Raw genomic sequence first — 12564 nt, 5'->3', positions numbered from 1 at the left:
TTAAATCAATGGGTAGCATGTAATTCTTCGGTTTGCCGCTTCATTATTAGTGAGAGTAGTTTTAACTATATCACATAATGGTCAAACTCCTTTTGTTACGTTTGGTTTTGGTCTTGGCACGAGCTGGGAATCAAAATTGATCCAACAGTCTATTTTGAAGAACCGTATTGCTGGTCTGGGTAAAAATCGTAAAACGGCGGTGTTCCCTAAATTGGTGTTTGCTATTAAAGATGGTTTGAATCATCAAGCGCAAGATCCACACTACGATGTTAAACAGCTAGCATTGGAATGCGCGTCAAAACGTATGTACCCAGACATTCTTAACTACGACAAAGTTGTAGAAGTCACGGGGTCATTTAAAACGCCGATGGGTTGTCGTAGCTTCTTAAATACCTATGAAGAGAACGGTGAACTGCAGCATGAAGGTCGTAATAACCTAGGTGTTGTTAGCTTGAACTTGCCTCGTATCGCCATTAAAGCAAACGGGTGTATTGATAAGTTTTATGAGTTACTTAATGATCGAATGACATTGGCTCGTCGTGCTTTAGAAACGCGTATTAGTCGTCTTGAAAAAGTGAAAGCTCGTGTGGCACCTATCCTATATATGGAAGGGGCATGTGGTGTTCGCTTGAAAGCGGATGATTCCATTGCGCCGATCTTTAAAAATGGTAGAGCATCTATTTCATTAGGTTATATCGGTATTCATGAAACGATGACAGCGTTGTTTGGTACTGAAGTGCATATGTTTGATGACAATGACATCCGTGATAAAGCGCTTGATATCATTAAACACATGAAAGAAACCGTAAAATCTTGGGCAGAAGAAACAGGTTACGCATTTAGCCTTTACGGAACGCCAAGTGAAAACTTATGTAGCAGATTCTGCCAGATTGATACTAAAGAATTTGGTGTGATTGAAGGGGTTACTGACAAAGGTTATTACACCAACAGTTTCCACTTAGACGTACAAAAGACGGTCAACCCATACGACAAAATTGACTTTGAGATGCCATATCCAGAAATATCGTCAGGTGGTTTTATTTGTTACGGCGAGTTCCCGAACATGCAGCGCAACATCGAAGCGTTAGAAAACGTTTGGGATTACAGCTATAGTCGAGTGCCTTACTACGGTACAAATACGCCAATTGATGAGTGTTACGAATGTGGCTACACCGGTGAGTTTGATTGTGCGAGTAAAGGCTTTACTTGCCCTAAGTGTGGTAACCACGATTCATCGAAAGTATCCGTGACTCGCCGTGTTTGCGGTTATTTAGGTAGCCCGGATGCTCGCCCTTTCAACTTCGGCAAACAAGAAGAAGTGAAGCGACGCGTAAAACACTTGTAGTAAAGCCAGCTAGCAGCGTTGAGCGCAGTGTCTGTTGTGATACTGCGTCTAACCTAACGAGAGGGTAATGACTTCTTGTTAAAGGTTAACTTGACGTCTAGCAAAAGTAGAATATGAGCCGTCTTCGCATAGTGTTATGTGCAGACGGCTCACTTATTCGGTCGTCATTGAATCGCCAAGTAAACATGTAGAGACTTAACCATTATGAACTACCACCAGTATCACCCGATAGACGTTGTAAACGGACCTGGGACAAGATGTACGCTTTTTGTTTCTGGCTGTGAGCACCAATGCAGAGGGTGTTACAATCAATCTACGTGGTCGTTGCGCTCTGGACACGCTTTTACACCAGCCCTTGAAGATCAAATTATTGCTGATTTGAATGATACGAGAATTAAGAAGCGTGGACTCTCTTTATCTGGAGGGGATCCACTGCATCCGGCTAATGTTGAAGCGGTACTTAAATTGGTTAAGCGAGTCAAATCCGAGTGCGTTGGAAAAGATATTTGGTTATGGTCAGGTTACACCTTAGCGAACTTGTCTGCCAAGCAGCGTGAGGTTATAGATCTTGTGGATGTGCTGGTGGATGGAAAGTTTGAGCAGCCACTATTTGACCCAGAACTTGAGTGGCGCGGCAGTTCTAACCAAATTATTCATCGCTTTACTGAAATTTAGCTCATCGTTTCGCTGATTGTGGTGTAATTCTCTGCAGCTCGCATAGTCGAGCGCATAAAAGTATTTCAATCATTCGAATCTAGTGATAACGTGAAAGCCATTGCTTGAATTTCAAAGGGTTGTGACTTTCATGTTTTCTCATTTATCCGAGCCTACGCTCGATCCTATTCTTTCTCTTTCTGTCGCTTACCGAAACGATCCTCGCGAGGATAAAGTTGATCTTGGTATTGGTGTCTATCGCAATAGTGAAGGGCAAACTCCAATCATGAAAGCTGTTTCTGAGGCACAACGAATTGTGACCAATGAACAGCAAACCAAAGCTTATGTCGGCTTAGCGGGTTGTGAAGAGTTCAATCAAAGTATCGCCAAAGTTGTGTTTGGTGAAACCCCTATTTATGACCGAATGTCTATCATTCAAACACCGGGTGCAAGTGGGGGTCTAAGAATGTTAGGGGACCTGCTTAACGTTGCAGCACCGGGTACGACAGTATGGTTATCGAATCCAAGTTATGTGAACCATAAACCAGTGATGGAAGCGGCAGGTCTAAACGTTAAGTTTTATCGCTATTTCAATACTGAAACCAAGCAGGTCGACACTGATGCGATGTTGACCGATATCAGTTCAGCGGGCGCTGGCGATGTTGTATTACTGCATGGTTGCTGCCATAACCCTACCGGAGCGGATATTTCGCTAGAGGATTGGAAACAGATAACCGATCTGAGCGTACGTAATGGATTTGTTCCTTTTGTTGATGTTGCGTACCAAGGCTTTGGTGACGGCCTGGAGGCAGACGCATTTGGTCTGCGTCACATGGCAGAAAATGTCGAAGAAATGTTGTTAACGACGTCTTGTTCCAAGAACTTTGGTCTGTACCGTGAGCGAACTGGGGCGGCGGTTGTAATTGGCAAAAATGCTAAGGAAGCGGCGAACGCCCGTGGAAAACTTCTGACCTTGGCCCGTTCTACCTATACGATGCCACCAGATCATGGTGCAGCACTGGTCAAAACGATTTTGGCCGATGAGCATTTAACGAGTCAGTGGCAAACAGAACTGTCAGAAATGCAGCAAAGATTGGTTTCGTTACGCGATGGTCTATGTAAAGAATTAAAAAACAATCATTCATCTGACCAATTTGACTTTATCATGGCTCACAAAGGCATGTTTACTGTGCTAGGATTTACAGCAGAGCAAATGCAGCGCCTACGAACTGATTTTGGTATTTATGGTGTAGATGACGGTCGAATTAATATTGCCGGTTTGTCAGAAACGCAGTTACCTTATGTCGCTAATGCTCTTATGTCTGTGAGCTAACCGTAATTTTAGCGCGTGAACGATAGCGCGCAGTTTAAGTAAATCGTCGTTCGTTCGTTGATACCACTGAATGGTAGTTAGCAAAATGGCGACGGTAACCCTATAAAAAAAGTAATAAAAAGGTGAATGAATGAAAGCGTGGAAAGTGATTTTACCACTGATGTTGAGTGGCGGCTTAGTGGCATGTTCTACAACAAGCCAAACTGAATCAGTGACTCCACCACAAGTAGAAGAGCCTAAAACGGACTCATCTGCAACGCAATCTCCAGCCGACTCTGAAACGACGAAAGCTGATCCAGTTAAGCCTGAGCCTGAGGCCAAAAAGCCTGCGATTGTTGAAAAAGAAACCAAACCCGCAGAAAAGCCTACTAAACCAGCGGTGAAACCTTCGCCTGTGAAAAATGGTGAAGGGAAATTGATTCTAGGTGAGCAGGAATATGTTCGTCTTGTTGACATGAAAGTAACCACAAAGGCAAGGGTAGATACTGGTGCGACGACTTCATCATTGAGCGCGGTGGATATTGTCCCATTTGAACGCGATGGAAAAGACTGGGTGAAATTCAAGGTTAAGCACAAAGGTGTTGAGTCGAAAGAAATGAGCTTACCCGTTGAACGTTGGGTAAAAGTGAAACAGTCTGGTTCAGAAGAGAGTGATAAACGACCAGTTGTTCTTTCAGCAATTACTATTGGTGATATGACAAGCAAGACCGAGTTTACATTAGCGGACCGTACGCACCTTAAATACCCAGTGCTATTAGGCAGAAGTTTCTTTAGAGATGTAGCCTTGGTGGATGTTGGTAGAAAATACGTACAACCGAAACCAAAATCTAAGTAAACCGAGATCTAAGCAGAAATCGAACTTGGTAAACACAATAAAAAGGCTTTCATAATGAAAGCCTTTTTGCTGTTTGAGTATTATTTGAACTAAATTTCGAACGCTATATCGATTATGTTTGATCGTTAGAACTCAAATCTGACTGACATTTGTACTTGTGGTCCGTAAATACCACCATCTTTAATGTCAGCACCTAGAGCAAGTTGATCCGTTGAGTGGAAACGAGCACCCGCACTCCAAATAAATACCGTGTCATCACGGCGATTTAACATACCAATTTGACCAACGCCTTCGATATTCTCGAGAAGCCATACACGCGAGCCAATATTAAACTCTGACATAAATTCACTATCAAATTTTTCATCGTCGCGCGTTTTTACATTGTGAACGAGAAGTTGGCCATATATGTCGGCAAATTGGCCAGCAGGTCCATTAAAACCAATACCACCAGCGACATCCCAGTCGCCTTCAAAGCGAGAGTCTCCACGTACAATAATATGAGTGTTTTCGGTAAAGAAAGTACTAAACTCTGCTCCTACTGTACCTGGGTTTGCACCTAAGCGAACTTGAAACGCGTTGTAATTAAAATTATTAGCTTGAACTAACGATGGGGCGGTGACTGCTAACGCTAAAAGGGCAGTACGACTTGCTTTACCTAGCATGAGAACTCCGTAATGAATGTCGACATAAGGTCAAAATGATCAATTCGTCAAGTATATATAAAAAAGGTCTGCAAAATACAGACCAATTTATCTTATGTCGAGACATTCGTTACATTATTTGAATATGGTCCACCTCAATTTCCGGTGTAGAGCCACCCTCATACTCGCCAAAAATACGGACTTTGGTTTTATTATCAATTGGTGTGGTTAAAACGACGTCATCTAATTCAACTTGTATTTCCGCGTTCCCATCACTAAATATAAACTTGTCGCCTTTAATTTGGCGCACGAGATAACCATCAACGATGACGTTTTGTTCGCTAAACATGCTGTTATCCGCCAGCAATTGACTGACCGATGTAGTATCAACGGGACCGTTATACACGACGGCTGGGACTGTTTTATGCCCACCGTCTTTAGCGAATACAAGAGCAGGGGCGAAAGTGAGGGCCGTAATGATGGCATAAGTTATTTTTTTCATGGTGAATATCCTATTCTGTAGGGCTGGTTGTTATGCGAGTTCGTGGTCTATTAAAGCGCACCATCGCTTAACGGTGTCTGAGCCATGCATTCATTTTCAATTCACGCTGGCTTTTATTTATGCCTTGTCGTTTTGTTGAGTAATACTGTCATTTTGACTATGACAGTATTTGGGATATCTAAGTAAAAAAGGTAAACTAACCAAAGGCTTTGAAAGGATAATTAGGAACGTATGCGTCGGACTTCACAAGCTCTGATGGTGCAAGGCACCACATCAGATGCCGGGAAAAGTGTATTGGTGGCAGGTTTGTGCCGGGTGTTGGCTAGGAGAGCGGTGAACGTTGCCCCCTTTAAGTCGCAGAATATGGCACTGAACAGTGGCGTCACTCAAGATGGGGGAGAAATTGGCCGTGCACAAGTGGTGCAAGCCCAAGCGGCGAAGGTGTTACCAACGGTAGATATGAATCCTGTATTGATTAAACCCAACTCTGATACGGGTGCGCAGATCATCATACAAGGTAAAGCTTTTACCAATATGGATGCGGTTGATTTTCACGGCTATAAAAAAATTGCAATGCCCTATGTTATGGACTCGTTTAACAAACTATCTCATCAGTTTGATACCATTATTATTGAGGGGGCGGGCAGTCCTGCAGAGATTAACTTAAGAGAAAATGATATTGCTAATATGGGGTTTGCGGAAAAAGCAGACGTTCCCGTCATTATCGTGGCCGATATAGATAGGGGTGGTGTATTTGCCCATTTATACGGCACATTAGCACTGTTGTCTGAATCTGAGCAGCGCCGGGTCATTGGTTTTGTGATCAACCGGTTTAGAGGTGATATCTCTCTTTTAGAGCCTGGATTGGACTGGTTAGAAAAGAAAACGGGTAAACCTGTTTTGGGTGTCATTCCCTATTTGCATGGGCTGAATATTGAAGCTGAAGATGCCATTGTGGGCGAGCAAATTAAAAACGATAAGACTAAGCTAAGTGTCGTGGTTCCAGTGCTCACACGCATAAGTAATCATACCGATTTTGATGCATTACGGCTGCATCCTGATATTGATTTCAGGTACGTCGGTAAAGGCGAGCCGTTAGGCAGTGCTGATCTAATTATTCTACCTGGTTCTAAATCTGTAAGAGATGACCTCGCGTATCTACGAGAGCAGGGTTGGGATAAAGAAATTTTCCGTCATTTGCGCTATGGTGGAAAAGTGATGGGAATTTGTGGCGGTTATCAAATGCTCGGCAGCACAATTTCAGATCCACTGGGCATTGAAGGCGTTGCTGGTACAACACAAGGGTTAGGACTACTGCAGTTAGACACGGTATTAGCGGAACACAAGCAGTTGAAAAACGTTACTGGTGAGATTCAGCTGTTAGATAAATGTTTACCAATCCAAGGTTATGAAATTCATGCAGGTGTCTCACAAGTTGATGAGAAACAACCTATTATCAGTAGTGACAATGTCACTGATGGGGCGATAAACGAGGACTCAACAGTACTTGGGACCTATTGGCATGGTCTCTTTGATTCTGCTGATATGGTAGAGCTGGTCGCTGAATGGGTTAATGGTTCTCAGATACCATCATTTTCAATAGCCGACGAAAAGGAAAAAGCGATTGATTTAATTGCAGACGCGATAGAAGCACACATGAATCTTGACGTGCTATGGCCAGATATCCAGTTGGACTCATAATGAAACGAGTTATCGCATTAATGATGGTGACAATGTCACCTTTTGTGTTAGCTGAAAAACTTACCGTTTATGCAGCGTCATCAATGACAAATGCCGTTACCGCCTTAGCTCAGAGCTATGCAGAGCAAAGCGGTGTAGACGTTACAACCGTGTTTGGTGGGTCGGCGTCTTTAGCTAGGCAAGTGTATCAGGGAGCACCTGCCGATGTGTTTATTTCAGCCAATGAACGTTGGGTTGATTATCTTGTCGAGCAACGTATTACCTCGGGTGAGGCAATATCTGTCATCGCGAGAAACCAACTGGTCGTGGTATCAAATACTCGATTACTGCCAGATCAAACCTTGGTCGTGCTCGAGGCACAATCTTGGAAACAAGCTTTGGGTGTTGGTCGTTTAGCCATTGGTATTCCGACGTCGGTGCCTGCTGGGATTTATGCTAAGCAGTCTTTAGAGTCAGTGGGTGTATGGAAACAAGTGAAAAATCAACTGGCGCCGTTGAGTAATGTTAGACAAGTGTTGGCAATGGTAGAGCGCGGTGAAACGCCACTTGGGATTGTATATAAAACGGATGCTTTGCTTAGCCATGAGGTGGAGGTACTCGCGACATTTGATAGCAATACTCACGATGCCATTATTTATCCTTTGGTAAAACTGAGCCAATCTAAGCCTTCAGAACAATTTCGTGAGTTTGTTTTGTCTAACGAAGGACAACAGCTACTGAAGGCGTATGGTTTTGATACCGGTGATTCTGAAGGGCAGTAAGGAGGAGACTAACAGTGCTGACAATATCTAAAGGCGTTCGAGTTTATGAGCATTCTACCGCGATTAGACGACCTTATTTCATCAAGTTGACACAAATAATTAAAATAATGACGGCGATTTAAATGGGTGAACTTATTGATGGTAATAGTGAATAGACGATGTTGAGTGAATATGAACTTCAAGCACTATGGCTGAGCCTCAAAGTTGCCAGTGTTGCAATCATCTGGTTGATCCCTATTGGTATTTTCTTTGCGTGGATATTGAGCAAGAAAACATTTGTTGGTAAAAGTTTGCTCGATAGCTTGATTCATTTACCGCTTGTTCTTCCGCCCGTTGTCGTTGGATATCTCTTGCTAATCTCTATGGGGCGTCAAGGGTTTATAGGACAGCACCTGTACCAATGGTTTGGTATTAGTTTTAGCTTTAGCTGGAAAGGGGCCGTGTTAGCTTGCATCGTTGTTGCATTACCATTAATGGTACGCTCTATTCGTTTATCGATGGATAGTGTCGATCATAAGTTAGAGCAGGCAGCGCGTACACTTGGTGCCTCTCCATTAAGGGTATTTTGTACGATCACCTTGCCACTGATCATTCCTGGTGTAATCAGTGGGACAATGTTGGCTTTTGCACGTAGTCTAGGTGAGTTTGGAGCGACGATCAGTTTCGTGTCTAACATTCCAGGAGAAACGCAAACCATTCCATTGGCGATGTATAATTTCTTGGAAACTCCAGGCGCTGAAGCGGCAGCAATGAGGTTGTGTATTATTTCTATAGTGGTCTCACTGGCATCGTTATGGTTTGCAGAAGGATTGAACCGTTGGACCCAAAAGCGGCTAGGAGTTCAGCGTTGAAAGTGATTGATATTAATGTTCGAAAGCGGTTGTCACAGCAGGACTTCCATTTTAGCGCTGAACTTCCTCCTAAAGGTATTTCGGCTATTTTTGGTCGCTCTGGTGCAGGCAAGACAACATTTATTAATTTGCTTAGTGGCTTAACGGAACCTGACAGTGGAAACATTAAGGTTCAAGACACTGTTCTGTTCTGTTCTGATCAGGGCGTTAATATTCCGATAGAAAAACGAAATATTGGCTATGTGTTTCAAGATGCACGCTTATTTCCGCACATGAAAGTTCGTCTAAACCTATGTTACGGCGTCACAAGTTTCGATCAAACGCATTTTGATGAAATACTTGCTCTATTGTCTATTCACGATTTGCTAGAACGATATCCTTCACAACTATCAGGGGGGGAAAAACAGCGTGTCGCGATTGGTAGGGCATTGTTGAGCAAACCGGATCTATTACTAATGGATGAACCACTCGCATCTCTGGATCTACCAAGAAAGCGTGAGGTAATGCCTTATTTGGAGCGCCTTTCGAGCTGTATCGACATTCCCATTATTTATGTGACGCATAGTTTGAATGAAATACTTCGGCTTGCTCAGCACCTCATCGTGATTGACCATGGGGAAGTTGTTGAATCGGGATCAATTGAAAAAGTGTGGCGCTCACCTTCAATGCAAGCATGGCAATCTTTTTCTGATAAAAGTGCTTTGTTCAAAGGTAGGATTGTTGAGCAGAGCCAACGTTACGCATTAACAAAGGTAGCGCTCAACTCACAGAGCTATCTTTGGGTGCAGCATACACAAGGAGAGCCAGGTGAACTGGTTCGATTACGAGTAAGAGCGAGTGATGTCTCTATTGCTTTAGAGCGGCCTTCGAAAACCTCGATACGGAATATTCTCGCGTGCGAGATTAAGTCTATTAGCATGGGCGCGCATGGGAGTTCAACCCAAAGCGTTGAAGTACTGCTGAGCTTAGGTGAAGATTCAGAGCTTGTCGCTGTGGTTACTCAGTGGGCTGTCGAAGAATTAGAGTTAGCCATTGGGCAACGCGTATATGCTCAAATTAAAGGGGTGAGTGTGGCACAACGGGATATTGCGTTAGATCCTCATATCTAGCGTTATAGCCCCAGAACTAGCGTTAGTCCCAGATCTAGAGTGGGTCACGGCGGGCTTTTTTGATTTGTTTAACCATGTCTTTAATACAGTTATGTAGTACTTTATCAATTAGATTCGCACGGTAATCTTCTTTTTCTTCGTCGCTCATGTCTTTTGGAAGATCCATTGATGCGAACTCTTCCATTGTGTTTACCCCTGCAAAACCTTGGCTCACAGAGATAAGACCATGGAATTGTTCGAAGTTATCAAGAATGTTTTGAGCACTTCCTGGTAGCGAGTCCCATGCTTCACGTACCGCTTCTTCTGTCACTTCATGGATTGATACAATCATGTTGTGTAGAGCTTCCGGTACTTCATCAAATTCGATGACTTTGCGCAATTCAGGTGAGATGGTGGTTAGATCTACAGTTGTTGTTTCGGTGTTTTGAGTATCAGACATACGGCTATCTCTTCTGAAAAATGTTCGCCTATCCTAAAAAAGGCAGGATAAAAGTCAATAATAAACTGTGTCGCAAAAAAAATCCTCGTTTAAATGCGATTTTCCCGACTCACGAGTCAAATCATATGGAAAATATGGGCTTAAATGAATATTGTTCTATTATGTGTTATATCTTAGTAATAGTTAGAAAGTTTAGTTTTTACAGGGAAAGCTATGATTTCGATGGATTCTTCAATGAGAATACTGTTGGTTGACGATGCTCAACTAGAGCGAATGCAACTGCAGATCAGGTTAAAACAATTGGGGCATGAGGTCGCGACAGCAGCAAGTGGCAAAGAGGCACTCGCCCTTTATCCTAATTTTGATCCTGAACTCGTGTTACTGGATATCTCTATGCCAGAAATGGACGGGTTTGAAGTCGCAGCTAAGATACGGGAACGGTATCTAGAGGATTGGATTCCTATCATTTTTTTAAGTAGTCATGAAGAGCCTGAAATGATTGCTAAAGCTATTCAGGCGGGCGGTGATGACTATTTAGTGAAACCTGTAGATAAAATAGTGTTGCAATCTAAGCTTATTGCAATGCAAAGAATTGCCCATATGCGTAGAGAGCTTAAACAGGCCAGCGCCCAACTTGAAGAAGCTAATAAGGCGCTTCAGCACCAAGCCAATGAAGATGGTTTGACTAAGCTATTTAACCGCCGTTTTATGGACCAAAAATTACTTGAGTTAGTCCAGTGGCATGGTCGCCACCAAGCCCCACTATCCGTCATTTTAATGGATGTCGATCACTTTAAAGCCTACAACGATAATTATGGACACACGCAAGGCGATCAGTGCCTGATAGATCTTGCTCAATTTCTTGACGTTATGTTTATTCGAAGTGGGGAATATGTTGGACGTTATGGCGGAGAAGAATTTGTTATATTCATTAGTAACTGTGATATTGCAGGGGCTGAAGACCATGCGTTGCGCGTTATAGACGGTGTAAGTGGCTTGAATATTCGCCATGCTTATTCTTCTACTGCAGAGTTTGTGACGCTGTCACTCGGTGTCATCAGTTTTATTCCGCAGGGCACAGAACCCATCACTAATTTGTATGAATGCGCCGACAAATTGTTGTATGAAGCAAAACGTAGTGGTAGAAATAGATATGTTTTGCCTATTAATGGAGACTTAGCTCCTTCAATCACATAGAATTTTTGTGTTAAAACAAAGAGTGATGTTTGGTACGTTTTGTACAGGGCACTTCGCCGTTTAAGATACGAAGGCCACATATTTAGCTAGATACGGATTTCATTAACCGTCTTTTTCATCGCTGAACTTGATATTTAGTGACATGTTTACACTCTAAGAGGTTTGAGTGCGCAATTTCCCTTCCTTTTCTCCGCTGGCGGCTTTATTTTTTGTCTGTACTCAGGCTCATGCTGATCCACGTTACGCGAGCATATTTGAAGATAGCTTCGCTGCCGCGATTATTCTTACCGATAGCGATGCCTTAACGCTCGGCATTAAAGATTTTGATCCTAACGACTGGCTTAATATTGATAACGATAATATCGGTTCTCAGGACGCACTTGATTTAAGGAAGAGCATTGGTGTCTCTACCTTACCTTTTACCTTCGAACTCGAGGGTAACGATATAATGAAACAGCGGGCGATTTTAAGGTTTTCAGCCCTTCGTGCAGAAGGAGATGTTGTTGATATCCCTAATCAACCGACGGACTTACATAAAGAAACCATACTTGGTGTATTCACCGGCTATGAACAAAATATTGAATTTTCTCAACATTGGAGTTTTGAAACGGGCGTAGGTGTACATTTGCAATACTATGTCAGCGACTACGACTTTAACTCCAATGTATCTCAAGAGTATCTTAAACCAGTCATTGATGGTCAATTAGTCAACACAGATGCGTGGGCGGCGACAGTGCAACCTAAAGTAGGATTTGTGTATTCAGCACTAAGAAATTGGGGGCATGTTAAGTATAACTCAACCTTTAACTATTTTTCTGGTGTGGGTTGGGGGAAGGCGAATAATGGTGATGTGGGTACTCCAGAAGGTTGGTATTGGTCCAACGAAGCTAAATTCTTCTATGACGTTACTGATTGGGGACGTTCTGTCCAAACGCTATATTCAAGTATTCGACGTGTTGATGTTGGCGGTGATACCGTTGGTACGATTGGCGCGCAGTATTACTATGAAGGTACCGTGGGTTGGTTGATGACACCACCCTTTAAGATTCAGTTTGTCGATAATATCGGCGTGGGGTTTAGCATTAACTATGGTAGTGCTCTAAAGGGGGGGAGCTTGGTATTGTTCTTTAATCAAGACTAGATACCTTGTTGACATTGTGTAGTAAGAGATCGACGGCTGGCATTAGAAGGTAGCT

General features: G+C 43.0%; 13 protein-coding genes. 10 read left to right on the top strand and 3 right to left on the bottom strand.

Going from position 1 to position 12564, the window contains the following annotated elements; translation table 11 throughout:
* Positions 1–22 precede the first annotated feature (22 nt).
* From nrdD to MD535_RS08305, 4 genes are all read left to right on the top strand, one after another.
* Positions 23–1345, top strand: a complete 1323-nt coding sequence (nrdD, locus tag MD535_RS08320) for an anaerobic ribonucleoside-triphosphate reductase (RefSeq protein ID WP_265674470.1) — start codon at positions 23–25, stop codon at positions 1343–1345.
* A 204-nt stretch (positions 1346–1549) separates the two neighbouring features.
* Complete coding sequence (nrdG, locus tag MD535_RS08315) at positions 1550–2020, top strand: anaerobic ribonucleoside-triphosphate reductase-activating protein (protein ID WP_265674410.1); 471 nt, start codon at positions 1550–1552, stop codon at positions 2018–2020.
* A gap of 130 nt (positions 2021–2150) precedes the next feature.
* Positions 2151–3332 (top strand): amino acid aminotransferase, encoded by a 1182-nt coding sequence (locus MD535_RS08310; protein WP_279348237.1) that lies wholly within the window; start codon positions 2151–2153, stop codon positions 3330–3332.
* Positions 3333–3462: 130 nt separating this feature from the next.
* Entirely contained in the window at positions 3463–4167 is a 705-nt protein-coding gene (locus MD535_RS08305; protein WP_265674408.1) for an ATP-dependent zinc protease family protein, read from the top strand.
* Between the two features lie 125 nt (positions 4168–4292).
* Here MD535_RS08305 and MD535_RS08300 read toward each other — a convergent pair whose 3' ends face one another.
* Positions 4293–4829: a hypothetical protein gene (locus MD535_RS08300; protein ID WP_265674407.1), complete on the bottom strand. Its 537-nt coding sequence runs from the start codon at positions 4827–4829 to the stop codon at positions 4293–4295.
* A 109-nt stretch (positions 4830–4938) separates the two neighbouring features.
* Positions 4939–5310 carry a YgiW/YdeI family stress tolerance OB fold protein gene (locus MD535_RS08295; protein WP_265674406.1) on the bottom strand — a complete coding sequence of 124 codons (372 nt, stop codon included), beginning with the start codon at positions 5308–5310 and terminating at the stop codon, positions 4939–4941.
* Between the two features lie 231 nt (positions 5311–5541).
* Here MD535_RS08295 and MD535_RS08290 point away from each other — a divergent pair, with 231 nt between their 5' ends.
* The 4 genes from MD535_RS08290 to modC all read left to right on the top strand — a co-directional run bounded on the left by MD535_RS08290 (position 5542) and on the right by modC (position 9732).
* Entirely contained in the window at positions 5542–7011 is a 1470-nt protein-coding gene (locus MD535_RS08290) for a cobyric acid synthase (protein ID WP_265674405.1), read from the top strand.
* Entirely contained in the window at positions 7011–7772 is a 762-nt protein-coding gene (modA, locus tag MD535_RS08285) for a molybdate ABC transporter substrate-binding protein (protein WP_265674404.1), read from the top strand. The genes MD535_RS08290 and modA overlap by 1 nt, the downstream gene beginning before the upstream one ends.
* 158 nt (positions 7773–7930) lie before the next feature.
* A complete protein-coding gene (gene modB, locus MD535_RS08280) occupies positions 7931–8623 on the top strand; it encodes a molybdate ABC transporter permease subunit (RefSeq protein ID WP_265674403.1) in 693 nt (230 codons plus the stop codon).
* Entirely contained in the window at positions 8620–9732 is a 1113-nt protein-coding gene (gene modC / locus MD535_RS08275; protein ID WP_279348236.1) for a molybdenum ABC transporter ATP-binding protein ModC, read from the top strand. Before modB ends, modC begins: the two co-directional genes overlap by 4 nt.
* A gap of 34 nt (positions 9733–9766) precedes the next feature.
* Here the strand turns inward: modC and MD535_RS08270 are convergent, their stop codons facing one another.
* Positions 9767–10171 carry a DUF3069 domain-containing protein gene (locus tag MD535_RS08270; RefSeq protein ID WP_265674402.1) on the bottom strand — a complete coding sequence of 135 codons (405 nt, stop codon included), beginning with the start codon at positions 10169–10171 and terminating at the stop codon, positions 9767–9769.
* Between the two features lie 234 nt (positions 10172–10405).
* Between MD535_RS08270 and MD535_RS08265 the strand changes: the two genes are divergently transcribed.
* Together MD535_RS08265 and MD535_RS08260 are read left to right on the top strand one after the other, a co-directional pair.
* Entirely contained in the window at positions 10406–11368 is a 963-nt protein-coding gene (locus tag MD535_RS08265; protein ID WP_265674401.1) for a GGDEF domain-containing response regulator, read from the top strand.
* 166 nt (positions 11369–11534) lie between these two features.
* Positions 11535–12509 (top strand): Solitary outer membrane autotransporter beta-barrel domain, encoded by a 975-nt coding sequence (locus tag MD535_RS08260; RefSeq protein ID WP_265674400.1) that lies wholly within the window; start codon positions 11535–11537, stop codon positions 12507–12509.
* The last annotated feature ends 55 nt before the right edge of the window (positions 12510–12564 follow it).

Origin of the sequence: Vibrio qingdaonensis, assembly GCF_026191675.1 — a bacterium.
GTDB classification, from domain to species: Bacteria; Pseudomonadota; Gammaproteobacteria; order Enterobacterales; family Vibrionaceae; genus Vibrio; species Vibrio qingdaonensis.
Note: the sequence above shows the minus strand (reverse complement) of the source record. Positions and strands in the feature narration are given on the sequence as shown.

What these genes read in the sequence shown, in the direction of transcription:
- nrdG (WP_265674410.1), top strand. Translation starts at nt 1,550, where the DNA reads ATGAACTACCACCAGTATCACCCGATAGACGTTGTAAACGGACCTGGG.
- MD535_RS08310 (WP_279348237.1), top strand. Translation starts at nt 2,151, where the DNA reads ATGTTTTCTCATTTATCCGAGCCTACGCTCGATCCTATTCTTTCTCTT.
- MD535_RS08305 (WP_265674408.1), top strand. Translation starts at nt 3,463, where the DNA reads ATGAAAGCGTGGAAAGTGATTTTACCACTGATGTTGAGTGGCGGCTTA.
- MD535_RS08300 (WP_265674407.1), bottom strand. Translation starts at nt 4,829, where the DNA reads ATGCTAGGTAAAGCAAGTCGTACTGCCCTTTTAGCGTTAGCAGTCACC.
- MD535_RS08295 (WP_265674406.1), bottom strand. Translation starts at nt 5,310, where the DNA reads ATGAAAAAAATAACTTATGCCATCATTACGGCCCTCACTTTCGCCCCT.
- MD535_RS08290 (WP_265674405.1), top strand. Translation starts at nt 5,542, where the DNA reads ATGCGTCGGACTTCACAAGCTCTGATGGTGCAAGGCACCACATCAGAT.
- modA (WP_265674404.1), top strand. Translation starts at nt 7,011, where the DNA reads ATGAAACGAGTTATCGCATTAATGATGGTGACAATGTCACCTTTTGTG.
- modB (WP_265674403.1), top strand. Translation starts at nt 7,931, where the DNA reads ATGTTGAGTGAATATGAACTTCAAGCACTATGGCTGAGCCTCAAAGTT.
- MD535_RS08270 (WP_265674402.1), bottom strand. Translation starts at nt 10,171, where the DNA reads ATGTCTGATACTCAAAACACCGAAACAACAACTGTAGATCTAACCACC.
- MD535_RS08265 (WP_265674401.1), top strand. Translation starts at nt 10,406, where the DNA reads ATGAGAATACTGTTGGTTGACGATGCTCAACTAGAGCGAATGCAACTG.